Origin of the sequence: Parasphingorhabdus sp., assembly GCF_036568145.1 — a bacterium.
In the GTDB taxonomy this organism is placed as follows: domain Bacteria; phylum Pseudomonadota; class Alphaproteobacteria; order Sphingomonadales; family Sphingomonadaceae; genus Parasphingorhabdus.
In genome coordinates, this window is sequence record NZ_DATCTC010000015.1 from 82044 (window position 1) to 108471 (window position 26428).

Annotated in this window: 26 protein-coding genes; 17 read left to right on the forward strand and 9 right to left on the reverse strand. The window is 55.3% G+C overall.

What is annotated here, in order from left to right:
- Nucleotides 1–116: 116 nt before the first annotated feature.
- On the forward strand, nucleotides 117–431 hold the full coding sequence (locus tag VIN76_RS04060; RefSeq protein ID WP_332040535.1) for a hypothetical protein: 315 nt from the start codon (nucleotides 117–119) through the stop codon (nucleotides 429–431).
- A gap of 126 nt (nucleotides 432–557) precedes the next feature.
- Complete coding sequence (locus tag VIN76_RS04065; protein WP_332040536.1) at nucleotides 558–749, forward strand: hypothetical protein; 192 nt, start codon at nucleotides 558–560, stop codon at nucleotides 747–749.
- A 23-nt stretch (nucleotides 750–772) separates the two neighbouring features.
- On the opposite strand, the gene bla is transcribed toward VIN76_RS04065, so the two are convergent.
- Nucleotides 773–1870 (reverse strand): class A beta-lactamase, encoded by a 1098-nt coding sequence (bla, locus tag VIN76_RS04070; RefSeq protein WP_332040537.1) that lies wholly within the window; start codon nucleotides 1868–1870, stop codon nucleotides 773–775.
- Between the two features lie 138 nt (nucleotides 1871–2008).
- Nucleotides 2009–3331: a phosphatidylserine/phosphatidylglycerophosphate/cardiolipin synthase family protein gene (locus tag VIN76_RS04075; protein ID WP_332040538.1), complete on the reverse strand. Its 1323-nt coding sequence runs from the start codon at nucleotides 3329–3331 to the stop codon at nucleotides 2009–2011.
- A 208-nt stretch (nucleotides 3332–3539) separates the two neighbouring features.
- On the opposite strand from VIN76_RS04075, the gene rpoZ reads away from it, so the two are divergent.
- Complete coding sequence (gene rpoZ, locus VIN76_RS04080; RefSeq protein WP_332040539.1) at nucleotides 3540–3887, forward strand: DNA-directed RNA polymerase subunit omega; 348 nt, start codon at nucleotides 3540–3542, stop codon at nucleotides 3885–3887.
- Nucleotides 3888–4420: 533 nt separating this feature from the next.
- Here rpoZ and ftsH read toward each other — a convergent pair.
- The 6 genes from ftsH to VIN76_RS04110 all read right to left on the reverse strand — a co-directional run bounded on the left by ftsH (nucleotide 4421) and on the right by VIN76_RS04110 (nucleotide 12251).
- Complete coding sequence (ftsH, locus tag VIN76_RS04085; protein WP_332040540.1) at nucleotides 4421–6373, reverse strand: ATP-dependent zinc metalloprotease FtsH; 1953 nt, start codon at nucleotides 6371–6373, stop codon at nucleotides 4421–4423.
- 159 nt (nucleotides 6374–6532) lie between these two features.
- The gene (gene tilS, locus VIN76_RS04090; RefSeq protein WP_332040541.1) at nucleotides 6533–7492 is read right to left on the reverse strand and encodes a tRNA lysidine(34) synthetase TilS; all 960 of its coding nucleotides are present in this window, start codon (nucleotides 7490–7492) and stop codon (nucleotides 6533–6535) included.
- Between the two features lie 10 nt (nucleotides 7493–7502).
- Entirely contained in the window at nucleotides 7503–8393 is an 891-nt protein-coding gene (locus VIN76_RS04095) for a hypothetical protein (RefSeq protein WP_332040542.1), read from the reverse strand.
- Between the two features lie 166 nt (nucleotides 8394–8559).
- The gene (locus tag VIN76_RS04100) at nucleotides 8560–9432 is read right to left on the reverse strand and encodes a helix-turn-helix domain-containing protein (RefSeq protein ID WP_332040543.1); all 873 of its coding nucleotides are present in this window, start codon (nucleotides 9430–9432) and stop codon (nucleotides 8560–8562) included.
- Nucleotides 9433–9572: 140 nt separating this feature from the next.
- Nucleotides 9573–11855, reverse strand: a complete 2283-nt coding sequence (ptsP, locus tag VIN76_RS04105) for a phosphoenolpyruvate--protein phosphotransferase (RefSeq protein ID WP_332040544.1) — start codon at nucleotides 11853–11855, stop codon at nucleotides 9573–9575.
- A gap of 222 nt (nucleotides 11856–12077) precedes the next feature.
- Nucleotides 12078–12251: a YdcH family protein gene (locus VIN76_RS04110; protein ID WP_332040545.1), complete on the reverse strand. Its 174-nt coding sequence runs from the start codon at nucleotides 12249–12251 to the stop codon at nucleotides 12078–12080.
- 202 nt (nucleotides 12252–12453) lie between these two features.
- On the opposite strand from VIN76_RS04110, the gene VIN76_RS04115 reads away from it, so the two are divergent.
- Both VIN76_RS04115 and VIN76_RS04120 read left to right on the forward strand, forming a co-directional pair.
- The gene (locus tag VIN76_RS04115) at nucleotides 12454–12657 is read left to right on the forward strand and encodes a YdcH family protein (protein ID WP_414696274.1); all 204 of its coding nucleotides are present in this window, start codon (nucleotides 12454–12456) and stop codon (nucleotides 12655–12657) included.
- Nucleotides 12658–12850: 193 nt separating this feature from the next.
- Nucleotides 12851–13306, forward strand: a complete 456-nt coding sequence (locus VIN76_RS04120) for a DUF1465 family protein (RefSeq protein WP_332040546.1) — start codon at nucleotides 12851–12853, stop codon at nucleotides 13304–13306.
- A gap of 4 nt (nucleotides 13307–13310) precedes the next feature.
- Here VIN76_RS04120 and VIN76_RS04125 read toward each other — a convergent pair whose 3' ends face one another.
- The gene (locus tag VIN76_RS04125; RefSeq protein WP_332040547.1) at nucleotides 13311–14420 is read right to left on the reverse strand and encodes an alkene reductase; all 1110 of its coding nucleotides are present in this window, start codon (nucleotides 14418–14420) and stop codon (nucleotides 13311–13313) included.
- Nucleotides 14421–14561: 141 nt separating this feature from the next.
- On the opposite strand from VIN76_RS04125, the gene VIN76_RS04130 reads away from it, so the two are divergent.
- The 12 genes from VIN76_RS04130 to ccoS all read left to right on the forward strand — a co-directional run bounded on the left by VIN76_RS04130 (nucleotide 14562) and on the right by ccoS (nucleotide 26395).
- A complete protein-coding gene (locus tag VIN76_RS04130) occupies nucleotides 14562–15239 on the forward strand; it encodes a COQ9 family protein (RefSeq protein ID WP_414696275.1) in 678 nt (225 codons plus the stop codon).
- Between the two features lie 154 nt (nucleotides 15240–15393).
- Nucleotides 15394–15660 (forward strand): FeoA family protein, encoded by a 267-nt coding sequence (locus VIN76_RS04135; RefSeq protein WP_332040549.1) that lies wholly within the window; start codon nucleotides 15394–15396, stop codon nucleotides 15658–15660.
- Nucleotides 15661–15663: 3 nt separating this feature from the next.
- Nucleotides 15664–17529 (forward strand): ferrous iron transporter B, encoded by a 1866-nt coding sequence (feoB, locus tag VIN76_RS04140; protein WP_332040550.1) that lies wholly within the window; start codon nucleotides 15664–15666, stop codon nucleotides 17527–17529.
- A 54-nt stretch (nucleotides 17530–17583) separates the two neighbouring features.
- A complete protein-coding gene (ssb, locus tag VIN76_RS04145) occupies nucleotides 17584–18105 on the forward strand; it encodes a single-stranded DNA-binding protein (RefSeq protein WP_332040551.1) in 522 nt (173 codons plus the stop codon).
- A 414-nt stretch (nucleotides 18106–18519) separates the two neighbouring features.
- Nucleotides 18520–20214 (forward strand): cytochrome-c oxidase, cbb3-type subunit I, encoded by a 1695-nt coding sequence (gene ccoN, locus VIN76_RS04150; RefSeq protein WP_332040552.1) that lies wholly within the window; start codon nucleotides 18520–18522, stop codon nucleotides 20212–20214.
- Between the two features lie 10 nt (nucleotides 20215–20224).
- Complete coding sequence (ccoO, locus tag VIN76_RS04155) at nucleotides 20225–20959, forward strand: cytochrome-c oxidase, cbb3-type subunit II (protein WP_332040553.1); 735 nt, start codon at nucleotides 20225–20227, stop codon at nucleotides 20957–20959.
- A complete protein-coding gene (locus VIN76_RS04160) occupies nucleotides 20956–21129 on the forward strand; it encodes a cbb3-type cytochrome c oxidase subunit 3 (protein WP_332040554.1) in 174 nt (57 codons plus the stop codon). The genes ccoO and VIN76_RS04160 overlap by 4 nt, the downstream gene beginning before the upstream one ends.
- Nucleotides 21122–22075: a cytochrome-c oxidase, cbb3-type subunit III gene (gene ccoP, locus VIN76_RS04165; protein WP_332040555.1), complete on the forward strand. Its 954-nt coding sequence runs from the start codon at nucleotides 21122–21124 to the stop codon at nucleotides 22073–22075. Before VIN76_RS04160 ends, ccoP begins: the two co-directional genes overlap by 8 nt.
- The gene (gene ccoG / locus VIN76_RS04170) at nucleotides 22062–23516 is read left to right on the forward strand and encodes a cytochrome c oxidase accessory protein CcoG (protein WP_332040591.1); all 1455 of its coding nucleotides are present in this window, start codon (nucleotides 22062–22064) and stop codon (nucleotides 23514–23516) included. Before ccoP ends, ccoG begins: the two co-directional genes overlap by 14 nt.
- Entirely contained in the window at nucleotides 23513–23989 is a 477-nt protein-coding gene (locus VIN76_RS04175) for a FixH family protein (RefSeq protein WP_332040556.1), read from the forward strand. Before ccoG ends, VIN76_RS04175 begins: the two co-directional genes overlap by 4 nt.
- 23 nt (nucleotides 23990–24012) lie before the next feature.
- Nucleotides 24013–26118, forward strand: a complete 2106-nt coding sequence (locus tag VIN76_RS04180; protein ID WP_332040592.1) for a heavy metal translocating P-type ATPase — start codon at nucleotides 24013–24015, stop codon at nucleotides 26116–26118.
- A gap of 46 nt (nucleotides 26119–26164) precedes the next feature.
- Nucleotides 26165–26395 (forward strand): cbb3-type cytochrome oxidase assembly protein CcoS, encoded by a 231-nt coding sequence (gene ccoS / locus VIN76_RS04185; protein WP_332040557.1) that lies wholly within the window; start codon nucleotides 26165–26167, stop codon nucleotides 26393–26395.
- The last annotated feature ends 33 nt before the right edge of the window (nucleotides 26396–26428 follow it).

Sequence of the window (26428 nt, forward strand, 5' to 3'; positions counted from 1 at the left end):
TGTTCGTTATTGCTATCCTTTTTTCAACCGTTTAATGACGTGCCCCGTGAACAGAGTGAGGGATTGTTTCATCTGTTCGCATGGTTTTTGAGGAATATAATAGAGGGTTTACCCAAATGAAAAAAGTTACAACATCAATCGTTCTTGCTGCCGCTCTTGGTTTGGCTGCATGTTCCGGTGCTGCTGACAATGCTGAAACTGGTACAGAAGAAGTTGTAGAAGGCACAGAAGCAACCGCTGACGAAGCTGCTGACGAAGCAATGGAAGCTGCTGAAGGCACTGCAGACGCCATGGGCGAAGCAAGTGCTGACGCAACCGCAGAAGCTGGCGCTGCTGCAGATGCTGCTGGTGAAGCTGCTGACGCTGCTGCAGATGCTGCTGGTGCTGCTGCTGACGCCGCTGCCGAAGCTGCTAAAGAAGCAGCTCAATAAGCCTTTTCGACAAGTTTAAAAAAGGGCTACCTTACCGGTAGCCCTTTTTTTGTTTGATACAAACGCTCTACCTGTTGAAATTGGGCTGAATGTCGCGCATTTGATTGCGGCAAGAGGGAGCGGACTATGAAGAACCGATATGGTATTTATCTGGGCGCGATGATATTGGCGTCCTGTGGACCAGCCCAGAATGACCCCGGCCCTGGCGGAGTTACGGTTGGCGAGGCGAAGGCGCTGGACGATGCGGCAGAGATGCTGGACGACCGCAATATAGTGCTGGAACACGAAGCGGCAAAAAGCAAAGCTGCCCCGCAATAAACCGTAACAGGTAAGCCTGAGCGTTACCGCCGGTGATAACGCGCAACCGCGCGGGTCACGGATTGCATCAACTGCATACGTTGGGGAATGGGCGCGGTTGTATCGCCCAGCATAACGGCCACCGCATAGCGGCTGCCATCAGGGGCGGTCATAATCCCGACATCGTTATAGCCGGTTGAAACTGCCCCCAGAACCTGACCCGTACCGGTCTTGTGGAGAAATTCCCAGTCAGCCGGAACGCCGGCTTTCAGGCGATTGGGGCCGCTGCGCGTGCGTTTCAAGATGGATTGCAGCACCTGGGTCGAGTTTGCCGAAAGCAGCTCTCCCTTCGCCAAACGGCTTAGCGCGTGAACAATCGCACCGGGGCTGGCTCCGTCCATCGGATCGGCCAGATAGTTTGCCAGCGCCTGTTTGCGTGTTTCAATCGGCAGGCTTGCCCTCGCACTATAGAATTTACGGCCCTGCGACAGGTCCTGCTTCCATTCCAGACCCGCTATCCGGCTTTGCAGCAAGCGTTCACCGGGGCCGAATTTGACCTTGCCGAGCTGCTGGCGCTGAATGAAAGCGTTGACTGCACTTGGTCCGCCCGCATGGTGCAGGAGCACATCATTCGCTGTGTTGTCACTGTGTGCCAGCGCCTTTTCGAGCAGAGTATATACGGTTTTGATGACGGTGCCCTGGCGTTTCACTTCCGCTGCCATCGGTTGATAAAAAAGCGTCAGGTCGTCCGGGCCAATACGAATGGGATCGGACAGAGAGATCAAACCCTGATCGACTTTGTCCAGCACGGTCATGGCGACCCACAATTTTGACACGCTTTGCTGCGGAAAGCTCTCGTCAGCGCGGTGGCCGATGGTCCAGCCGCTGTCGATGCTTTGCACGGCAATCCCCGTTGTGCCCGGAAAGCTTCGCCATAAATCCGCAATTTCCCGCACCAATGCAGGATCAGGCTGGTTCTGAGGCTTTATTGTCTGGGGGCGCTGCGGCTGGGGGACATTATAACGGGGGGCGGCTGTTTCCACACGCGGTTCGGTTCCAACAGTCCGGCCCGCAGATGGCGCAACGCAGGATGCCACAATAGCGGAGAGGAAAACGATGACCAGCGAGCGAAAATATATCATGTCAGCATATGAGTCCCTGTTTCAAATAGCGGAAATGGATGTGGCTTCCCGCCATGGTATCCTATTCCTTGTAGATAATAGATTATCCCTGAACAGAAGCATAACCGTGCTTTGCGACGAATGATTCCTGACGTGCGACTAACTGCGCCATTCGCTTTCCTCCGAACCAAAGTTAAGCCGCCGACTCACGGTATAATCCAGTACACATACAAGAAAATAAGATACGGCCCAGCGCAGCCAGGTGAGTGGTCCCTTGCGCTTGTCATAAAATTCCTTGGTGATGAGCTTCGATTCTTCGCACAGCCCGTCAACCATAAGGCGCGCATGATTGGCAAAGGCCTTGTCTTCTATGCGGAGCATCATTTCGACGTTGATAAAAAGACTGCGCACATCAAAATTTGCTGAACCTATATAAACTACATCATCGATAATTATCAGCTTTGAATGAAGTCGCCGGGGCTGGAATTCAAATAGCCGTGCGCCGCGTTTCAACAAAAAACCGTACAGCAAGCGGCTGGCCCCGATGGTGGCGGCATTATCGGTTTTGCCTGCCAGAACAAGCCGGCCCTGACCCCGCTTTCCAAGCCGGGCTATCCGGCGCAATAGTCCCTGACCGGGGGAGAAATAGGCGCTGACCAGATCAAAGCGCCTGGCTTGCTCCAGATCCGCTTTCACTGCCTGCGCCCACTGGCTGAGGTGGCTATTCGGTCCGCCGATGAGCCATTGTAACTTGCCGTTACCCGGTTTCCACTGATGCACCATTTTTTGCAGCAAATGAATCTGGTTATTGGTATTGGTCACCCAGTGCGACAGGTCTTTGTAATATTCGCTGAGTCTGGCGACCTCTGGCCCCTCTATGACGACGCCAAGGTCTTCCCATCTTGATTCGTCCTGTATCGCGGCGTCTTCCCCCGGCTGCGGGCCGAAATATTCGTTACCAATGTTAAAACCACCCAGCATGGCGCGGCGATTGTCGCTGATAAGGATTTTCTGATGGTTGCGAACCAGATAGCTGGTCGAAAATCGCGGGCAGAAAATCGCGAAATTCCCGCCGGCTTCTTGCAGCGGATCAAAAAAATCTCTGGGCGCGCCATTGGAACCGAAACCGTCAACCATCAGTTCAACCGCGACCCCGCGGTTGCAGGCGTCGATCAAGGCATCAAGAACGCGCTGCCCGATATTGTCAGCCTCGAATATATAAAAGAACAGCTTTAAACTGCTTTGCGCCTGTTCGATCAATCCCATGAGGGCCTGCAAACGATCATCAGGGTGCTGGATCAGTTTCAACCTGTTGTCGCTGACATCAAACCAGTTGGCGTCATCGGACAGGACGCCCGGCCCTGGAAGATCCGGCCTCGGGACACCGTTCTTTTCAGCATCGACGCCGGCAATATTTCCCGGATCAATGCCGCGAGCATTTTGTGACTTGTCTGACTGGGACCGGGGAACAGGGGTAGTCATGCTTCAAGGCATAGGTTATTCGCCGCGGCCGGACAATCCTCTTAACCGGATTATTAATTGCAAGATTAACGGGCATATCCGCCGCTTCCTTCATTGCCGTGTGATGCAGACAAAGCGCGCGCGGAACCACCCAATTTCTTGACAAAAGCGCGTATGGCCACTAGGTGCAGAACTCTTTCCACGAATTATACAGAATCAGGAGGGCCTTATGGCTCGCGTTACCGTTGAAGATTGCGTTGATAAAGTCACGAATCGCTTTGATTTGGTGCTGTTTGCGGCGCAACGCGCTCGTGAAATTTCCGGCGGTGCTGAACTGACCATCGACCGCGACCGTGATAAAAATCCGGTTGTTGCTCTGCGCGAAATTGCAGAAGAAACGATCAAACCAAAAGATCTGGAAGAAAGCCTCATCCAGTCGCTGCAAAAAGTGCAGATTGACGACGATGATACGCCAGATGAAATCGGTTCGATCAGCCAGTCCGCCGAAGCCCTGCGTCTTACCGCAGCCGCTCCACCGCGCAGCGCTGGTGTTTCGGGAGACTATGGACGGCGTTAATCCGCTATAGTCTGAATTGAAAAAAACGGGCGGCGCTCTTTCAGGAGTTGCCGCCTGTTTTTATTTGGGCGCCCTCATCGTGCCGACGTTTGTTTGGGGAGTCGGGCGCACGAGGGTCTAACTTCACTAACTTCACACCAAGGACGCTTTATTTTCCGCCGATTCCGGCTTTTTGCGCAGGATTTTCCAACATTTGTCCAAAATCCCTGCCGCCGCTTTAGACAGGGCGGGTGAAATAGCGCGCTGGTAATATGCAATCTGAGAAAGAGCCGTGCTGTGCGTATCATAGGCGCGGCTCTGTAGGACAGCGGTTTCTATCCACGACCTTAGCGACCTAACGTCATACCTGCGAAGGCAGGAATCGCTGGAAATATGGCACTATATCCGCAGCGATTCCCGCCTGCGCGGGAATGACGGTGATGGGATAAAGGGAGAAGACAGCCACAGCACCACAAACAGAAACAGCCCGCAATTCCGGATCTGGAATGGCGGGCTGTTCGATTAACTCCACAAAAGAGCGTTTATGTAACCTCTTAAGCTCCCTGCGGTTTGGGATCGCCAAACGGGCCTTTATGCTTTTTACCGGATTTCGGTATCGACGTTCCAACCGTTGGCACAGCGGATGGCTGGATGACATCGCCATCCGGACGTTCGAACTTGCCGTCCTTGAGCAGCGAGGCAATTTCCTCACCGGACAGGGTTTCATATTCCAGCAATGCATTGGCCAACAGATGAAGCTGGTCTTCATGCTTGGTCAGCACGTCCTTGGCGCGGTCATAGCCCGCATCGACAATACCGCGGATTTCGCTGTCGATTTTCATCGCGGTTTCGTTGGACATGTGAACACGCTGTCCCTGCGAATAGCCGAGGAAGGTTTCACCCTGTTCCTCTTCATATTGCAGCGGTCCCATCTCGTCGGACATGCCCCACTGGGTCACCATGTCACGGGCCAGCTTGGTCGCATATTGAATGTCGCCAGATGCGCCGGATGATACCTTGTCATAGCCGAAGATGATTTCCTCGGCGACGCGGCCACCCATAGACACGGCAAGGTTGGCGTGCATCTTGTCGCGGTGATAGCTGTAGCTGTCCCGCTCCGGCAGACGCATGACCATGCCCAGTGCGCGGCCGCGCGGGATGATCGTTGCTTTATGGATCGGGTCAGAAGCAGGTTCATGGACAGCGACAATCGCGTGACCGGCTTCGTGATAGGCGGTCATCTTCTTCTCGTCCTCGGTCATCACCATGGACTTGCGTTCGGTGCCCATCATGACCTTGTCTTTGGCCGCTTCAAATTCGTCCATCGCAACCAGACGCTTGTTCCGACGCGCTGCCATCAGGGCAGCCTCGTTGACAAGGTTGGCCAGATCAGCGCCGGAAAAGCCGGGCGTTCCGCGCGCAATCGTGCGTGGATCGACATCGGGAGCCAGCGGCACTTTTTTCATGTGCACTTCAAGGATTTTCTGGCGACCTTCGATATCGGGGCGCGGGACCACGACCTGACGGTCAAAACGGCCCGGACGCAGCAATGCAGGGTCAAGCACGTCGGGACGGTTGGTCGCGGCGATGATGATGATACCTTCATTGGCCTCAAAACCGTCCATCTCGACAAGAAGCTGGTTCAGCGTCTGTTCGCGCTCGTCATTGCCGTTGCCAAGACCGGCACCACGGTGACGGCCAACAGCGTCAATCTCGTCAATGAAGACGATGCAGGGCGCGTTCTTTTTCGCCTGTTCAAACATGTCGCGGACACGGCTGGCGCCGACACCGACAAACATTTCAACAAAGTCTGAACCGGAGATAGAGAAAAACGGCACTTCGGCTTCGCCAGCAATGGCGCGGGCCAAAAGGGTTTTACCCGTACCCGGCGAACCGACCAGCAAAGCGCCTTTGGGGATTTGACCACCAAGTTTGGCAAAGCGGCTGGGGTTTTTCAGAAATTCGACGATTTCTTCCAGCTCTTCGCGCGCTTCGTCAATACCGGCTACGTCCTGAAACGTGACTTTGCCTTGCTTTTCCGTCAGCAATTTTGCCTTGGATTTACCAAAGCCCATCGCGCCGGAACCGCTGCCCTTCTGCATCTGGCGCAGCACGAAAAATGCGATGCCGAGAATGAGCAGGAACGGTAAGGACTGGATCAGCAGATATTGCCAGATGCTGGGGCTTTCTTCTGCCTGGCCGCTATATTCCACGCCTTTTTCATCGAGCAGATTGACAAGGCTGGGGTCGCTGCCGACCGGAGTTGTCGCGAATTTGTCGCCGTTGGTCAGCTCGCCCGTGATCCTGTCAGGGGCAATCGCAACGCTTTTGACGCTACCTTCCGCAACTTTTGCACGGAACGAGGAATAGCTGATCGCATTTGCGCCATCGGCCCCTGCACCGGCACCAAACATCGAAACCGTGAGCAGTAGTGCCACGATGACGCCTGCCCAGATGAGCATGCTTTTCATCCACGGATTGTCCTTGGGATCCTGTTCGTCATTCATTACGCGTTACGTCCTTGTTGGTATCGCTGACTTCAAATGTTTCAGGCGATTCTGTACCTTAAAGATAGGTGTTTTGCCCCGGATGACAATATAAGCGCCAATGTTTTTACCGATCACTCTGTTCGGCTCGCGGAGTTTTTGGGCAACATATTGATATATTTACCCATTGTTACTCTTGATGTTCCGTTGCGGCGCGGGGGTGAAAGTCCATACCGGTCCGCCTTTGCACAATATATTACCGATGGTCAGTGTTGCACCCTGTGACAGGCCCTTTATCAGCGGGCCCAGCTGGCTACCGCGCGGGGACAAAGACGGGTCGCAGATATGCAGGCATTTGAGCAGCAACCGGCGGACAATTTCATGGGGAAAGTCATGACTGTCCAGCGTGCAGCCGTCATCCATTTCGCGAATATGGGTCGCCGCCAGTTTATCGACCATCCAGACGATCGCCGTGCGTGCATCGTCAATGGCGGCTGCGCTCTGGCTGGCGAGGCTGACATCAAATCCGGACAGCATCATCAGCGCTTCGCGCACCCGGACGCGGTCATAGCTCGGGTCCCTGTTGGACGGGTCCTGAACCGGCTCTATCCCTTTGGCGGTGACGTAACCGGCCAGAATGTCTTTTGAAAAGGGCAGCAGCGGGCGGATAAGGTGCCCGCGTCTGGCACGGATTCCGGACATGCCGTCAATGCCGCTGCCGCGCAAAATGCGCATGATCATGGTTTCAAGCTGGTCATCGGCATGGTGGGCGGTGGCGAGCCATGTGATATTCTCTTGTTTCAGCCAGCCATTCAGCAAGCCATATCGCACCTTGCGCGCCTCTGCCTGAATGCTTCCGCGAATGGGGAAGGATGGCTTTAATATCCGGTGCGGGATGGCGCGGCTCTCGCAGATTCTGGCGACAAACACACATTCGTCGTGCGCTTGCGCACGCAGTCCATGATCGACGCTGGCGGCGGCGATCCGGCCGGGAAAACTGTCATGCGCCAGTAGCAGCAGCGCAAGGCTGTCCGGCCCGCCGGATACGGCAAGTCCCAATATGTCATCGCTATTTTCAAAGTCCGGGACAAGCGCCGCCAGAGAGCCGCGAAAGCGGTCCGAAAGCGCGTCGCCGGTCATCGGTTATCGGTCACTTGCAGTTGGCCGTTTTCTTGTTGCGGGCAATGTTCGCGCTCAACCGGCCAGCGGATGCGTCCGGATAGACATCCTGCAATTCGGCCAGTGTCTGGCAAGCCTCGGTCTTTTTGTTCAGCGCGATCAAGGCGGTGCTGAGATAATAGAGGCTGTCAGGCGCGCGTTCCCCGCTGGGATTTTCCTGATAATTTTCATATAGCGCAATCGCCGCCAATGCCGGTTTCCCGTCATCCAGATAGGCGCGGCCCAACAGGTTTTTGGCAAAGCTGGCGCGGCGGTGTTTGGGATGGTCTTCGGCAGCTTTCTTTAGCTGGGCCTGTGCTTCGGGATAATATTTCGCCTCCCACAGCCGGTAGCCATAGATATAGGCATCTTCGCCCTGGTCGCCGCTAACCGGCATGATGATGGAAGACACGCCGTTCACACGCTCCGGATCGGGTGCGGGGGAGGGGGTTGATGTGCCAGTGCCGTTACCTGCGCCGCTACCTCCCGTAACGCCGCCGGGATTGGTGCTGACCGGTGCGATAGTGGCGGCGGCAAGCTTATCTTCAAGCTGCTTGATCCGGTGATTATTCTGCTCGACCTGTCCGGTGATGGTGGCAAGGCTGCTTTCCAGCGTATCTACCCGTGCGATCAGGTCACTAACGGCGGAACTGGTCGTCGATGGCGCGGCCGGTGCTGCGGGTTCGGGTGCGATATCGGGCTCAAAGTAACGGGACGAACCGCCGGGAAATACTTTGCGCTGAACCGCTCGCATCTCGTCTTCCAGTTTTTCCACCCGCTTGCCGACACTGCTATCCTGTGCAGAGGCAGGGGATGCAGCGGCCAGACTGACCGATAGGGCGGCAAACATAATCGGCGACAGCAAGGACAGAACGGGTTTCATAAAGGAGCCTCCAAAGAATAGGACGTGTTAACCATAGAAACTGTGGCAAAGTAAATAGAGTAACGGGCGGTTACTATAACATCCTACATGCCGTCTGGCACATGGTCCAGTGTCCGGCCACAATCCGGCGTGAAAGCCCGGTCATTCCGGCCCAGTTCCGGCGAAGCTATTGCGCGTTAGTCTGTCCCTCTGCCGCTTGGGAATCAGGATTGGCCGCTGATCCACCCGGATTGTTGCGGGCAAGCAAGGCGGCGGCGCTGATGCCGACATCCTTGATCGTCCGGTCCGGCGGGCCAAGTGCCGGGACAACCGCGCCATCAATGGTGACGGTCAACGCATTGGGCCTGCCGGTCAGAATCTGTGGATTGCTGGCATCAGACGGAACCGTATATTGTTCGCCGACGGCCATTTCCTTTTCAAACAAACGCTCCCCGTCTTCGTCATATATTCTGAGCCACACGGCTTCGGTTGCGGTCAGAATGACAGTGCCGGTCGCTGCCGGAGACGGGCCAGCCGGTTTTGCCGCGCCGTCCAGAGGGCCCTCGCCCGCTTCATTATCCGCAAGCTGTGTGTCGGCCCCCTCATATACCAGGTCGTCCGGTCCCAAAACTGTCGCGCGCCATATCAAAAAACCGGCCAGCAGCAAGACAGCGATACCGCCCGCTATCCATGCAAGATATTTGGGCGGCACATTGCTGGGGTTCGCCGGTGCATAGTCGCTGATTTCCGGTTCATATGCGCTATGGCCCTGATCGTCCATTTCCTCACGCAGCAAGGCGCCAATCGTGACCTCGCTCAACCCCACGGTGCGGGCGTAGGATTTGGCAAAACCAATGGCATAGGTGCGGCCCGGCAAAGCACCATAATCGCCGGTTTCAATGGCTTCCAGGTGGCGCTGGGGAATACGTGTCGTCTTTGCTATATCTTCTATGGCAAGATTTTTCTGCTCGCGTGCCTCGCGCAGCATATCGCCGGCGCTGTGCAGGTTTAATTCCGCATTTTCCTGTTCTGTTGCTTGTGCGTCATTGTCTTCGGCCACGCTACACTCCTTTGGCCGGTTCGCGGTGCGAGCCCGATTTCCACTGTTGGCCTAAAAAGCCATTAAAGTGATGATAAGTCAATGATTATCAATAGTCTTGGCCCAGTGGATCAGGAGCGGGTACCGGGCCACCATCCGGTTTAACCAAGCTCCACCTCGTGGCTTATCGCCCATTCTTCCAAAGTCGCTCTGGGATTGGCTGGCGGATCAGAGAGTATGCTTTGCAATTGTTCCTGTGCAGTGCCCAGATCCAAAGAGCGGATCATCGCCTTGACCGGGCCAATGGATGCCGGCGTGATGGACAGGCGTTTGATACCCAGACCCAGCAGCGCCATCGCTTCGAGCGGACGTCCACCCATTTCGCCGCAGATGCTAAGATCAATTCCCAGCTCATCGACCTGTTTGGAAACCCGCCCGATGAAACGCAAAATCGCCGGGCTGAGCCAGTCAAACCGCTCGGCCAGCTTTGGATTGCTGCGATCCGCGGCAAAAAGAAACTGGGTCAGGTCATTGGTTCCGATGGACAGAAAGTCCAGCCGTGATGCCATCAGGTCCAGACATTCGGCCAGAGCCGGAACCTCCAGCATCGCGCCATAGCGGACACGCAGTGGCAATTGCTTGCCGCGGGCGTGCAGGTAATCGAGCTGTTTCTCAAACACCGCTTTGGCTTCGTCAAACTCCCACGGTTCGGCAATCATCGGGAACATGACATTCAGCACACGTCCTGCCGCTGCTTCAATAAGGGCGCGCGCCTGAACTTTCATCAGGGCATCGCGTTCCAGACCGATACGCAAGGCGCGCCAGCCCATTGCGGGGTTATCCTCGCGCACTTCGCTGGCCCGGAAATAGGGCAACGGCTTGTCCCCGCCAATATCGACGGTGCGGAACACAACCGGCTTGTCCCCGGCAGCATGAAGCACATCACGATAGAAACGCAACTGTCCGGAACGGCTGGGCAGGGCGGCAGCGACAAGAAACTGGAATTCCGTGCGGAACAATCCGATACCATCTGCCCCGGTCAGGGCCAGCATCTTCATATCGTCACGCAGTCCTGCGTTGATGTTCAAGGTGATCCGGGTGCCGTCTTTGGTAACCGGTTCCTTGTCCTTCAACTCGGCATAGGCCGCGCGTTTCTTGTTGGTCAGCTCTATCTGCGCTTCAAATGCGTCTTGCATCGACGCGCTGGGCCGGGGGAACAGCACATTGTCATCGACGTTGAGCAGAAGATAATCATTCTCGCGAACATATTGGCGGACATTTTTCACCTGACCCAAAATAGGGATGCCCATGGCGCGGGCGATGATCGTGACATGCGCGGTCAGTGACCCTTCTTCCAGAACCACGCCTTTCAGGCGGCGGCGGTCATATTCAAGCAATTCCGCCGGCCCCAGATTGCGCGCCACCAATATCGTATCCTGACGCAGACCAAGGGTCGCGGCCGTGCCCATCTGGCCGGACACGATCCGTAGCAAGCGGTTGGAGAGATCCTCCAGATCATGCATCCGGTCGGCGAGCAGCGGATCATTAATCTGGCGCATCCGCATTCTTGTATGTTGCTGCACACGTTCAATCGCCGCTTCGGCGGTCAGGCCGCTGTCGATGGCTTCATTGATGCGGCGGCTCCACCCTTCGTCATAGGCGAACATTTTATAGGTTTGCAAAACCTCCTCATGCTCCCCGCCACCGCCAAATTCGGCCTGATTGGTCATATGGTCAATCTGGCTACGCATCTTGTCAAAAGCGGAATAAACCCGGTGGCGCTCGGCCTCGGTATCTTCGGCAACGGTATGCTCGATTTTAACCCGCGGCTGGTGGAAACATGCAAAGCCGCTGGCCTTGCCCTTGACCAGCTGCAATCCGCTAAGCCGGTCTGTACCGTTATTATAAGAATCGGGGTTATCGACACTGTCTTCATCAATAAGGCCGGTATTGGATATCAGTTCGGCCAACACCATCGCCGCTGTCTCGAACGATTCGATTTCTTCTTCGGCATATTTATGCGGGTCGATATGCTGGGCACATAAAACCCCGACCGCTTGCTGGTTGCGGATGATGGGCACACCGGCAAAGCTGTGAAACTTGTCTTCCCCGGTTTCCGGGCGATATTGGAAATCGGGATGGGTTGCCGCCTCGGCAAGGTTCAGGCTTTCGGCATTCTTGGCAATATAGCCGATCAGGCCCTGTCCAAAGGCCAGTTTCGTGACGTGGACGGCTTCCTGTTTCAATCCTTGCGTGGCATATAATTCCAGCACGCCTTCGCGCAGCAGATATATCGAGCAGACTTCACTGCCCACCGCCCCGGCAATGGTTTCCACCACCTGGTTAAGCTTTGTTTGAGCATTACCAGGAGATGCCATGATCGACCTAAGGCCGGTCAATATGTTACGAGCTGTTACCAGACTGGACGTATCTTTAGTGACCATGATTTCGATCTAGCAGAAACCATGACAGCGCGCGATATCCAAAACCGGACGCAAGTCAGAAAAAAATCCAGTATTGCCTGCCGGATAGCGGATATGCCCCGAATCGCAGGGCGGGTTTGCGCCATATAAGCCGCGACTTCCCCTGTCGGCTTCCTGAATAAGGGCTTGAATAATAAGCCGGAATATGGGGAAGCCGGAGGGAAAGCCGGGAATGTGAATGGTTTAGGCCGGGTTACTGAGCGGTTCCGCCAGTAATGTGTCTTTCAACCTCAACTTCTGCTTTTTCAGGTCATGGAGTCGAATCGTATCTGGGAACGGGCGCCCCTCTTCTTCGCTGATCTTGCGATCAAGGATTGCGTGTTTGTTACGCAGCGCTGACAGATGATTCTGAACCATAATATTCTCCTGATTTATGTAGTTACGGGATAAAAGTGGGTTGCGGGTGTCCCTTTCTTTATGTCGCGGGCTTCCCATGAATTTGGGCCATTAAACCGGCGACTATTGTCATGGATATTATTGTCTTGGTTTAGACATGATCCATGAATAGGATGAAGATGACAAATTTGTTGCAGGCTTTCAAGAGGCGAATGGGGGCAACATGGGGATATCGGACCAAGAGTTGCGACAGCGGCTTGAATTGCTCAAGATAGAACATCGTGACCTTGACCAGGCGATAAGTGCGCTGGTCGAATCAGGCAGCCATGACCAGCTTCGCGGGGCGCGTCTGAAAAAGCGCAAATTGCTTCTGCGCGACCGCATCATACAGATTGAAAACCAGTTGATACCCGACGACATCGCGTAAAAGCCTGGCGCCTATGGGGCTGCATGGGCCTGCATGTTCGGATGACGTTGCGGGCTGCGGTTGTAGTTAACTATTTCTGTCCACCAGTTAACAGTTTGGCCGCGTCCGTGTCACAATGGAACAGTGCGCGCGTTAACCATATAACCCGCCAAGTTTCACTATTCCTGCCGCTAGAAAATGCTACAGAAAAGGGATGGCTGTTAACGAAGCATTGATAACGCCCAGATTGCTGGATGCGCTTTATACAGAGGCTATGATACTCTCTGACGAGGCGCGTTCCTATTTCGAGTCCGGCCGGTTCAGTGAACAATGTGCGGATAGCGCGGCGCTGTCGGTCGCCTTTTCGTGCGAATCACTGAAAGTCACGACGCGCGTGATGCATTGTATCGCATGGCTGCTCAACCAGCGTGCCCTGCATAGTGACGGGCTGAGTGATGGCCAAATATGGAATATCAGCCGCTCCCTGGGTGAAGCTGCGGACAGCGACCATCGTATAGTCGACAGATTCCCGCAAGAAGCGCGCAATATAATCTACGCCAGCGAAGAATTATTCCTGCGTTTACAAAGGCTTGAGTCGCGTCTGGTCGATCAGGAAGCCTCTGAGCCACCGGTACATGGCATGTTCCGGCGGCTCCAGATGACCTTCTGACGATCTATTCAGCGGCGACCTTCGCCGTCTCCACCTCGTCCATCCGCGGATAATCGATATAGCCTTCCGGCCCTTGGGAATACCAGGTCGGCGTAAAGTCGATGGGGTTCAATTCCGCCCCGGTGCGGAAACGTTCCGGCAGGTCTGGATTGGTCATGAACGTCCGGCCAAAGCTGATCGCATCAGCCTTGCCCTGTTCCAGTGCCTCGGTCGCATTGTCATAGAAATAGTCGCTGTTCAGCACCAAAGGCTTGCTGAATACCGGGCGGATATCCGGACTTACCGGCGGAACGTCTGTGCTGCCATAAGTTCCGTCTTCGCGTGGTTCACGCAGTTCCAGAAACGCAATCCCGATGCTGTCGAGCAATTTGGCGGCCGCCGTGAATGTCTCGACCGGTGTTGCATCGTCCGCGCCTTGCGAATCGCCATTGGGCGACAGCCGCACGGATACGCGGTCATTGCCCCAGACATCGACCAGCCGCTGTGTCACTTCACCCAGCAAGCGGATACGGTTTTCAACCGAGCCGCCATATTGGTCGGTCCGGAAATTGGTGCCCGAACGGATGAACTGGTCGATCAGATAGCCATTCGCGCCGTGCAGTTGCACACCGTCAAAACCGGCTTTCTTGGCATTTTCCGCCGCATTGGCATAATCATCAAGCAGTCCCGGAAACTCGTCCAGCTCCAATGGCCGTGCTTCAACATATTCGCGCTTGCCCTGATAGGTGCGCACGTTGCCCGGTGCGGTGGTGGCGGATGCTGAAACGGGCTTTTCACCGCCCAGAAAATCGGGATGCACGATCCGGCCCATGTGCCAGAGCTGACAGATAATCCGTCCACCGGCCTTGTGGACCTGTTCAACAACCGGCTTCCATGCTTCGGTCTGTTCGTCGTTCCAGATGCCGGGTGCAAAGGGCGTGCCCATGCCTTGTTGGCTTATGCCCGTGGCCTCGGAAATGATCAGGCCGGCACCTGCACGCTGCGCATAATATTCGCCCATAATCGGCGTCGGCACATGCTCCATCGTTGAGCGGCACCGCGTCAGCGGCGCCATCAGCATCCGGTTGGGGGCCTCGATTGCGCCTAAAGTAATGGGGTCGAATAATGTGCTCATAAACCTGCTCCTTCGCATTTAATTGCTTGATGAATAGCTACGCAGGGCGGTGGCGGTTTGCAATGGAGTGCTTTATAAATATTTTCTTTCTGCCTATATCGGATTTGTTAGATGCCCGAGGATCAAGGAACGCAGGACATGATGTCAAAAAAGCCGGAGCGATTGCGAGAAGACCCGACGCTGGACGAGGTTCGCGCTTTTCTGGCACCGCTTTTGGCGTCGCAGGCAGCTTTTGACGGCTGGAACGACAAAGCGGTCGCGGCAGCAGCGGATTTAACCGGGGTTGATGCCGATCTCGCCCGGCTAGCTTTTAACGAAGGTCCGGTTGACATGATCGACGCCTGGTTCCTCTCGGTGGATGAGGCAATGGCCGCGAAATACTCGCAGGACGAACTTGATGCGATGAAGATCCGTGAGCGGATTACCGCGCTGGTTACGGCGCGGATGGATATAATGGAGTCGGACAGGGAAGGATTACGCCGCGCACTGGCGATCCTCTCTATGCCGCAGAACTTGCGGGTTGCAGCCAAGATGGGCTGGCGCGTCGCGGACAAGATGTGGCGGCTCGCTGGCGATACAGCGACCGATTATAACCACTATACAAAAAGGGTCATGCTATCGGCTGTCTATGGCAGCACGATGGGTGTCTTTCTTGACGACCACAGCGAGGACTATGCCGAAACAAAGGCCTTTCTGGACCGGCGGATTGAAAATATCATGCAGTTCGAAAAGGCGAAGGCCAAGCTGCTCAGGCCGGGCGGTGACCGGTTCAGCATGGCCCGTTTCATTGGCCGGCTGCGTTATCGCGGTAACGCTTGATGAAAATCTATCCGGTTTATCAGCACCATATACCCATAACAGCCCGAGCCGGTGAAAAAGCCCGGGCAGATTCAATATTAAAGCTGGCCTTATCCCGTCAATATTGATAATCAATCGCAATTAAGCACTATACTGGATATTATCGAGTTTTCTTATGAACGCACCTGTTAAGCTTGCGATGACGCTGGACAAATTGCCCATGCGCAAACGCGCAAAGATTTCAGCGATAGACTGGACTTCCATGTCGGAAAATGAAGGTGCCCAGATCCGCAATCTTGGTCTGGAAGAAGGCGTCGAAGTCGAAAAATTATATCAGGGCATGTTCGGGCTTCATGACCCGATCGCCCTGAAAGTAGGACGCATGATGATTGCCATCCGCAAATTGCATGCGTCGGCCATCTCGGTCGATATTCTGGCATAAATCATGAGCTTGGCAACACCTCTCATTGTCCTGGCGGGCAACCCCAATGCTGGCAAAAGTGCCCTGTTCAACGCGCTGACCGGCGCGCGGCAGAAAATCGCGAACTATCCCGGCGTGACGGTCGAACGTAAATCGGGCCATTTCCAGATGTCCGATGGCCGTCCGGTTGAACTGGTCGATTTGCCGGGCAGTTATAGCCTTGATCCGACAAGCCCCGATGAAGCGGTGACGCGCAGCGTTATCCAAGGCGTGCAGGAAGGCGAGCGCAAGCCCGATGCGATTATCATCGTGCTGGATGCCGCGAATCTCGACAATCATCTGCGCTTCGCTCTGGAAATCATCGCATTGGGCCGCCCGGTTGTAGTCGCGCTCAACATGGTCGATCTGGCCGAGCGTGACGGATTGACGCTGGACCCGGCAAAGCTGGAAGAAGCACTGGGCGTGCCGGTTGTTCCCACGGTTGCGGTGCGCCACCGCGGGCTTGATGAGCTGTCCGCCGCGCTGGCAAAACGTCTGGATGACAAGGCACCGATAAAGGTTCCGGCCTTTATAACAGAGGCCGGAACCGGTCATGAGCGGATCCAACTGGCAAAGAAGCTCGCCAATCAGACGGTAATATCGGAAACGGCTGGCCGGCGCTGGTCGGAACGCGCAGATGCCCTGTTCCTTCACCCGGTTGCAGGGCCGATCATATTGTTCGCGCTTATGTTCGTGATGTTTCAGGCGGTCTTTGCATGGTCAGAGGCCCCAATCGGCTGGATCGAGGGCGCAACCGAATGGGCCGCTGCGACAGTGGATGCCAATTTGCCGTCAGGCTTTATAAGGGACTTCATAGTCGAGGGCGCGATAAGCGGCGTCGGTTCGGTCGTTGTCTTCCTGCCACAGATTTTAATCCTGTTCCTGTTCATTCTGGTTCTGGAAGCAAGCGGCTACATGACCCGCGCGGCGTTTATCATGGACCGGCTGATGGCCACCGCCGGCCTGTCCGGTCGCAGCTTCATACCGCTGCTTTCGTCCTTTGCCTGCGCTATTCCGGGGATCATGGCGGCGCGTAGCATTGCCGACCCCAAAGACCGCCTGACCACCATATTGATTGCGCCGCTTATGACCTGTTCGGCGCGGTTGCCGGTTTATGCGATCATCATCGGCGCGTTTATTCCCGCCCGTGATGTCGGAATGGGTGTGGGGTTACAGGGACTGGTCCTGTTCGCGCTTTATCTCTTTGGCATTGTCGGCGCGATGGTGGTCGCCGTGGTGCTTCGCAGCACTGTGGCCAAGGGACCAAATAGCGGTTTCCTTATGGAAATGCCGAAATACCAAGTGCCGCATATCCGTGATATTCTGCTCGGCTTGTGGCAGCGGGCGTGGATATTCCTGCGCCGTGCCGGTACGATCATATTCGCCGCGACAGTGGTGCTATGGCTCATGCTGTCATTCCCCAAAGTGCCCCTCGATAGTCCGGTTAGCCAAGTGGAATATTCCGCCGCCGGACGCATCGCCAGCGTCATCGAACCTGTTGTTGCACCCATTGGTTTCAACCATGAAATCACGTTGGCGCTAATCCCCGCCATGGCTGCGCGGGAGGTTGCTGTCTCTGCGCTGGCGACAACCTATGCGATTGACGCGACTGACGAGGAACAGGAGGCCAAATCCCTGACCGAGCGTTTGCAAAGCCGCTGGTCATTGCCGACGGCCCTCGCTTTTCTTGCGTGGTTCGTGTTCGCGCCGCAATGTATTTCCACAATCGCGGTGACAAGACGCGAAACCAATGGCTGGAAATGGCCAAGTTTCATGGTCGCCTATCTTTTTGTGCTGGCTTATATCTTTGCCGGGATTACATACTGGACGGCGGTTGCTCTGGGCCTGTAAAGCCGGTTAGACAAACGCACGAATCAGAAATCAGCTTCCAAGGGGAAAAAGCACATGGCTGGCGGCATCAACAAGGTTATTATCGTAGGAAATCTGGGCGCCGACCCCGAAGTGCGGACGTTCAGCAATGGCGGCAAAGTCTGCAACCTGCGTATTGCTACCTCTGAAAGCTGGAAAGACCGCAATACCGGCGAACGCAAGGAAAAGACCGAGTGGCACAGCGTCGCCATTTTTTCCGAAGGACTGGCCGGTGTTGCCGAAAAATATCTGCGCAAGGGCAGCAAGGTCTATATCGAGGGCAAACTCCAGACCCGTAAATGGCAGGACCAGTCCGGCAACGACCGCTATACGACCGAGATCGTATTGCAGGGCTATGACGGGAAACTGGAAATGCTCGATTCCCGTCCGGGCAGCGGCGGCGCTATGGGCGGCGGCGCCTCGGGTGGCGGCAGCAATGACGGATGGGGCGCTGGTGGTTCCGGCGGCGGTTCCGGCAACGAATGGGGAAGCACAGGCGGCGGATCATCCGGCGGCGGCACCTTTGACAATGATCTGGACGACGACGTTCCCTTTTAAATAGGCCTTTTTAAAAACTAGCCCCTTTTAAAAACTAGGCTGTTTCAGTCCGCTTTAGAATGGAAGGGGCGGTTCGGCCCTGTTTCCTATTATATTGTGATATAACCAAAATACCATCACTTCCGCCTTCGCGGTAAGGGGGATGATGGTTTGTTGGCGTGTTTGATGTGGAAACGACGCATGCCTTTTATTCCGCTGGCCCGGCACTAACGAAAAACCACTTATGTAACTGAAAAAGGCTGTGATATTCCGTTCAGGGCCCCATGATTAGCCCAGTGATTAGCGGCGTAACGGTAATAGCCTTTGTTAAGCTGCGCTCTCATTGATATAGATCAAGGCGAATGACAGTGTTTTAGCCCATTTGCGCTATCACTGAAGATGGTTTGCCAAACTGTTCTAACAGGGAAGGACTTTATGGATACGCTCTTGTTGAAAGTCGGCGGGTGGCTGGCTGTGGTATTTATTGCATTCATTGCGATGGCCTTGGCTGCCGATGCTGCATTTGCCGTGCATATGGGAATCATAATCCTGGCCGCGGGCACCGTTCTTTGGGTGACGATCAGTAAAGCCGACTATGCGGCGATCGGGCGCGGTATATTAAGGGCACCTGCCGATCCGGGCGTCTATGATGATGACCCGATACGATGGGGCGTGATTGCGACCATTTTCTGGGGAGTTGTCGGTTTTTCGGTTGGCCTGTTCATCGCCTTGCAGCTTATTTTTCCGGTACTGAACTTTGGTCTGGAATATACGACTTTCGGGCGGTTACGTCCGCTGCATACCTCTGCTGTGATTTTTGCTTTCGGGGGCAATGCGCTGATTGCAACGTCTTATTATGTTGTGCAGCGCACCTGCCGGGCGAGATTGGCCTTCCCTGGCCTCGCCCGATTTGTCTTCTGGGGCTATCAATTGTTCATTGTTCTGGCCGCAACGGGCTATGTGCTGGGGATTACCCAGTCAAAGGAATATGCCGAGCCGGAATGGTATGTCGATCTGTGGCTCACCATTGTCTGGATTGTCTATGCCGTTGTATTCATCGGCACATTGGTCAAGCGGACCGAACCGCATATTTACGTCGCCAACTGGTTTTATCTCAGCTTCATTCTGACCATTGCGATGTTGCATGTGGTCAACGGCCTGACGATGCCGGTCAGCTTGCTTGGCTCAAAAAGCTATAGCGCCTTTGCCGGAGTGCAGGACGCGCTGACCCAGTGGTGGTATGGGCATAATGCCGTAGCATTTTTCCTGACCGTACCGTTTCTCGCGATGATGTATTATTTCGTGCCGAAACAGGCAGAGCGGCCGATTTACAGCTATCGCCTGTCGATCATCCACTTCTGGTCGCTGATCTTCCTGTATATCTGGGCTGGTCCGCATCACCTTCATTACACGGCGCTGCCAGACTGGGCACAGACGCTCGGCATGGTGTTCTCGGTCGTTTTGTGGATGCCAAGCTGGGGCGGAATGATTAACGGCCTGATGACACTGAATGGTGCGTGGGACAAAATCCGGACAGATCCCATCATCCGGATGATGGTGCTTGCCCTTGCGTTTTACGGCATGGCAACCTTTGAAGGACCGATGCTGTCGATCAAGGCGGTCAACTCGCTTTCGCACTATACAGAATGGACGGTCGGGCATGTTCATGCAGGGGCCCTGGGCTGGAATGGCATGATTACCTTTGCCGCAGTCTATTATCTCGTCCCGCGCCTGTGGGACAAGAAACGGCTCTATTCGTTGCGAATGGTCAACTGGCATTTCTGGCTCGCGACTGTCGGCATCGTTTTATATGCGTCGGCTCTATGGGTTGCCGGGATTATGCAGGGCCTGATGTGGCGCGAATATGGCGATGATGGCTATCTGGTATATGCCTTTATCGAAGTTGTTACCGCGATGGAGCCGCTATATTTGATCAGAGCGGCTGGCGGCCTGCTCTATCTCGCGGGCGGCGTAGTGATGGTCTATAATGTCTGGATGACGATTGCCGGACATCAGCGGGAAGAAAAACCGATGACCGAAACACCGCATGATCCTGAAGCAGACCGGCCTATTGTTGACTCTGCTGTTACCGGCGCGAAGCGGCCTGTCGCCGCAGAGCCAGCGGAATAGGAGGCGGAAAATGTCCAAACTTGCAAAGCAACACAACAAGATTGAACGCAATGTTACCTTGCTGGCCGTCTTCTCTTTTATCGCGGTGGCGATTGGCGGGATTGTCGAGATTGCTCCTCTCTTCTGGATCGACAATACGGTTGAGGAAGTGGATGGTGTGCGGCCCTATACGCCGCTGGAGCTGGCGGGACGCAACATCTATGTCCGTGAAGGCTGTTATAGCTGCCACAGCCAGATGATCCGCCCGTTCCGTGATGAGGTGGAACGCTATGGTCACTATTCACTGGCGGCAGAATCGATGTATGACAGGCCGTTCCAGTGGGGCTCGAAACGCACGGGGCCGGATCTTGCCCGTGTCGGCGGACGCTATTCGGATGAATGGCATGTGCAGCATTTGGTCGACCCGCGCGCCGTGGTGCCGGAATCGATCATGCCACCTTATGCTTTTCTGGCTGACCGTGATCTTGATCAAGGCGATATGAGCGCACATTTACGGGCCATGGCGCGGCTCGGCGTGCCCTATACCGAGGAAGCGATCGAAAAGGCGAATGAGGATCTCGCCACACAGGCGGATTCCATGGCTAGCCCAACCGAGTTGCAGGAACGCTATCCCAAGGCGCAAATCCGTGATTTTGACGGCAATCCCGACAGGCTTACAGAGATGGATGCGCTTGTTGCCTATCTCCAGATGTTGGGCACGCTGGTCGATTTCGAAATGGGCGAACCGCTGGAGCAACCGCGATGAGCTATGATGAGCTGCGCCATTTTGCCGATAGCTGGGGGCTGGTCTTCATGGCTTTGGTTTTTCTGACATTCATTGGCTGGACCTTTCGCCCCGGTGCGAACCGCGATCACGAAGAGGCGGCCAATATGATTTTTGATGACAGCCATGAAGAGGGTGGCGAAAATGACTGACAAAAGCCGTATTGATGAACTGACCGGCACTCCAACCGTTGGCCATGAATGGGACGGCATCGAAGAGCTGGACACCCCGATGCCCCGCTGGTGGCTGCTGACCCTCTACGCCACGATCGTCTGGGGCATTATATATGTCATCCTGTATCCGGCATGGCCGATGATCAATTCGGCTACCGAAGGTGTTTTGGGCTGGACCAGCCGGGGCGAGCTTGCAAAAGAGATGTCGGCCCGGGAAGTCGAGCTGGAACCCATCCGGCAATCACTTGTCGCTATCGATATTGACAAGCTGCAGGGCAGTCCCGAGCTTATGCAGCAGGCCATCGAAGGTGGCCGCTCTGCGTTCAAGGTTCATTGTGTCCAGTGCCACGGCTCTGGCGCAGCAGGATCGAAAGGCTATCCGAACCTGAATGATGATGACTGGCTGTGGGGCGGTGATCTGGATGCGATTGAATATACCCTGATCCACGGCATCCGTAATCCGGACCATGACGAGACTCGCTTTTCACAAATGCCTGCCTTTGGCCGCGACGGTATTTTGCAGCCACGCGAAATCGACGATCTGGTCAGCTATGTGCGTGTTATTGCCAATCAGGAAAAGAACAGCGCTTCGGCAACGCGCGGGGCGGCACTATTTGAAGCCAACTGCACGATTTGCCACGGCCCGCAAGGAGAAGGCGACCGCGCACAGGGCGCCCCTAATCTGAGAGATTCGATCAGCCTATATGGTCTGGACCGTGAATCGCTGAAATATACCATAACGAACAGCCGCAACGGCGTGATGCCGCGCTGGGGCCACCGGCTTGATTCGGCCACTATCCGGATGCTTGCGGCTTATGTTCATTCCCTGGGCGGCGGTGAGAGCTTGCCCGCGATGGAAGACGTGAGGGAAGACACAGTTGAAAAAATAGAAAATGAACAGGTTGAGGGTGATGGGCGTTTCTGAAGTCACCCAAGATAAACGCAAACTTTTTGAAAAGCGGAAACCTGTTTTTCCCAAAGCGGTGGATGGATATTACCGGCGATTGAAATGGGTCGTCATGGCGATTACCCTCGGAATATATTATATCACACCGTGGATAAGGTGGGATCGCGGGCCTTACGCTCCGGATCAGGCGGTTCTGGTCGATCTGGCTGGCCGGCGGTTCTACATGTTTGGCATCGAAATCTGGCCGCACGAGTTCTATTATGTCGCCGGTCTGCTGGTCATGGCGGGTGTCGGGCTTTTTCTGGTAACTTCTGCCGTCGGGCGCGCGTGGTGTGGCTATGCATGTCCCCAAACCGTCTGGACCGACCTTTATCAGCATATCGAGCGCTGGATTGATGGCGATCGCAACGCACAGGTGCGGCTGCAAAATGCACCGTGGACGGCAAACAAGATCATCCGCAGGCTCTTCAAATGGTCGATCTGGCTGATTATTGCATTTGCCACGGGGGGTGCGTGGATTTTCTATTTTGCCGACGCCCCCGCTCTGGCACGTCAGTTTGTATCCGGTGAGGCGCCGTTTGTTGCCTATGCAACCGTTGGGATATTAACCGCGACGACCTTTATATTGGGCGGATTCCTGCGGGAACAATTTTGTATATACATGTGCCCGTGGCCGCGCATCCAGTCTGCGATGATGGACGAAAATTCGTTGATCGTGACTTACAAGGACTGGCGCGGCGAACCACGCGGCAGCCTGAAGCAGGTCAAGAATGATCCGGAAAATTTCGGGGATTGCATAGATTGTCTTCAATGCGTTCAGGTTTGCCCGACGGGAATAGATATCCGTGAAGGGCCGCAAATTGGCTGTATCACCTGCGCGCTTTGTATCGACGCCTGCGATCAGGTGATGGAAAAAATTGATCGGCCACGCGGTTTGATTGATTATATCACCTATGACGATGCTGATCGGGAGCGGGCTGGTCAACCGGCAGTTCCGGCATGGAAAAACCTGCTGCGGCCCCGGACGATTGCATATTTTGCGGTCTGGGTCGGTATCGGTTTGGGAATGCTGTTTGTTCTTGGAAACCGCATGAGAGTGGATATTTCGGCGCAGGCGGACCGCAACCCAATCTATGTGCAGTTGTCCGACGGCGCCATACGTAACAGTTATGACGTGAAGATCCGCAATATGGAAAGTCGCCCGCGCACAATGGAAGTTTCCATGTCGGGCCTTGGTCAAGCCGTGCTATGGTCGGGCTCTGGATCACGGGAAACGGCCGGAGATTCCGTTACGGTCAATATACCCGCTGATAGTGTTGGCAAGGTCAGGATATTTGTTGCAGCTCCGGGTGAGGGGGCTGAAAGAGAAGAGTTTATACTCTCTGTTCAGGCCAGTGATGACCGGACCGCACAGGATAGCGAAGAAGTTATTTTTGAACGGCCAAGGAATGACGGATGAAACCAGAATCTGCAAAGCCCAGGAAATTTACAGGTTATCATGCGACTGCGATTATTGTTTCCTTTTTCGGGGTCGTGATCGCGGTTAACTTGTTGATGGCGAGCTTTGCCGTCACGACCTTTGGCGGAACCGTTGTCGATAACAGTTATGTGGCCAGCCAGAAATATAATGAATGGCTGGAAAAAGCCCGCGAACAGGCTGCCCATGGCTGGGACGTTTCAAAGATCGTTCGCCATGAGGGCAAAGTGGCGATGACAGTATTGGGCGCTGATGAGACAGTTCTTCAGGGGGCCGAAATCACTGCTACGGCGTCGCATCCGGTAGGGCGAACCGATCCGGTCGAACTCAGCTTTCGGCAAGACAGCACCGGAACTTATGTCAGCAGTGATACTCTGCCCGAGGGCCGCTGGAAACTGAGGATCCTGATTACGCACGGCGGCAAAGAAATGGCGCTGGCACGGGATGTTCTTTGAACGCCGTCACTGACCTTGACGCTATGAAGGCGCAAAGCGCGCAGGCCTCTGTCTCGCGTTTTGCTGTTCCCGCTATCCGCTGCGCCGGATGCATTTCCAAAATCGAAAACGGCCTTTCTGCCGAGACGAATATCCTGTCGGCCAGAGTCAATTTTTCGACAAAGCAGGTTGTTGTCTCCCACCTGCCAGCCCTTCGTGCAGACGCGATCAAAGCAATGCTTGAGCGACTGGGCTTTGAAGCACAAATATTGGCAGATAACTCGCTGACGGAAGATAAGGGCGAGACGGACAAGCTGCTGCGTGCACTTGCCGTTGCCGGTTTTGGCATGATGAACATCATGCTGCTGTCGGTCAGTGTCTGGTCCGGCGCAATGGGCGCAACGCGTGATTTGTTCCACTGGCTATCCGCGTTGATCGCCATACCGGTGTTCTTTTACTCTGGCCGTCCGTTTTTCAGCTCAGCCTTTACCGCCCTTCGCCATGGCCGCACCAATATGGATGTGCCGATCACTATCGGTATCACGCTGGCAACCGGCCTGAGCATTTATGAAACCATGACCAGCGGCGCACATGCCTATTTTGAAAGTGTCGTTATGCTGCTGTTTTTCCTGCTTGCCGGGCGGGTACTGGATGGCATGATGCGCGACCGCGCGCGCGCAGGCATTGCCGCCTTGCTCAAACAGACCGCACCGGGCGCGATGGTCCTGAACGAGGATGGCACAACCAGATGGCTTGCTGTCAAAGAGCTACGCCCCGACATGCGGATGGTTGTTGCAGCCGGAGACAATCTGGCCGCAGACGGTGTGATAGAGAGCGGCACGAGCAATTTTGACTTTTCCCTGATGACCGGAGAAAGCGAACCGCAGCCCAAGGGAGCGGGGGACCTCGTGCTGGCCGGAACGCTTAACATGAGCGCTCCCGTAACCGTCCGGATTACGGCCACGGGTGAAGATACCAGCCTGTCCGATATTGCGCGACTGATGGACGAAGCGGGGCAACACCGTTCTTTTTACGTGCGAATCGCAGACAAGGCGGCACGCCTCTATGCGCCGGCCGTGCACAGTCTTGCGCTGTTTGCTTTTGTGTTCTGGATGTTCATGGGTGCCGGTTGGCATCAATCGCTGCTGATTTCTGTTGCGGTGCTGATTATCACCTGCCCGTGCGCCTTGGGATTGGCGGTACCGGCGGCGCAGGTCGTGGCTTCCGGTGCGCTGCTGCGCAAGGGCGTGATGATAAAGGATGGCAGCGCGCTTGAACGGCTATCCGAAGCGGATTGCGCTCTGTTCGACAAAACCGGGACATTGACTCTGGGCCGTCCTGTGCCAGTCGATCTGGATCATTTGACCTTGCCGCAAAAACAGGTGGCTCTTGCACTGGCTCAGGCCAGCAAACATCCGGTTAGCAAGGGAATACGCGCTGCATTGCTGGCTCAAGATATAGCGCCGGTCCAGCTCGACGGTCTGGAAGAGGTGCCCGGAATGGGCATGTCGGGGCGCTGGGACGGCGTACCGGTCGCGCTCGGCAAGCCGGTTAAATCGGAAAGCTATCTTTCTTGCCAGCTCATGATCGGCACCGAACAGGTCGATATCCAGCTAGAGGATGAAATCCGTCCCGATGTTTCGCAAGCGCTTGAACGGCTGAAAGCCCTTGGCCTGTCCGGCACGATCATATCAGGTGACAATAGCGCGTCGGTTGCGAAAACGGCCAGTGCGATCGGCCTGACCGCGCAGGCCGGGGCCAGTCCGCAGGATAAACTGGATAGTATCGCCCGGCTTCACTCCATGGATCACAAGGTGCTGATGGTCGGAGATGGCCTGAACGATGGTCCCGCACTGGCCGCGGCCCATGTGTCTATCGCTCCCGGCTCTGCCAGCGACGTTGGTCAGCAAGCCGCCGATGTGGTGTTTACCAGCGATTCCTTCCTGCCGGTTGCGCTTGCGGTTCAGACTGCCCGGCGGACGATGCAGATTGTTCGCCAGAATTTCGGATTGGCCATTTGCTATAATATCATAGCGGTTCCCTTGGCTCTGACCGGCATGGTGACGCCGTTGATTGCGGCGATTGCGATGTCGCTATCGTCCCTGATCGTGGTTGGTAATGCGTTGCGGCTCAATAGTGCTGCGAATTGAGTGGCCCCGAAGATGAGTGGCCGCCAAATATGAGTGGCCCCAAAACATGAGTGGATTAGCCATCTTGATCCCCGTTGCGCTCCTTATGGGGCTGGTTGGTCTTGCCTTTTTCTTTTGGGCTATGCGTAACGGGCAGTTTGATGATCTGGACGGTGCGGCACAGCGCGTGCTGATTGACGATGAAACTGGCTTGGAAGACGAAGCTGAAACCGATGTCGAAGCCAGTGCTGATCCTGAATTGAAGCAGGGCGGCAGTGACGGCAAAACGGACGATTGACTGCCCTTTAACAGTGGCGATCACCCCTAAACA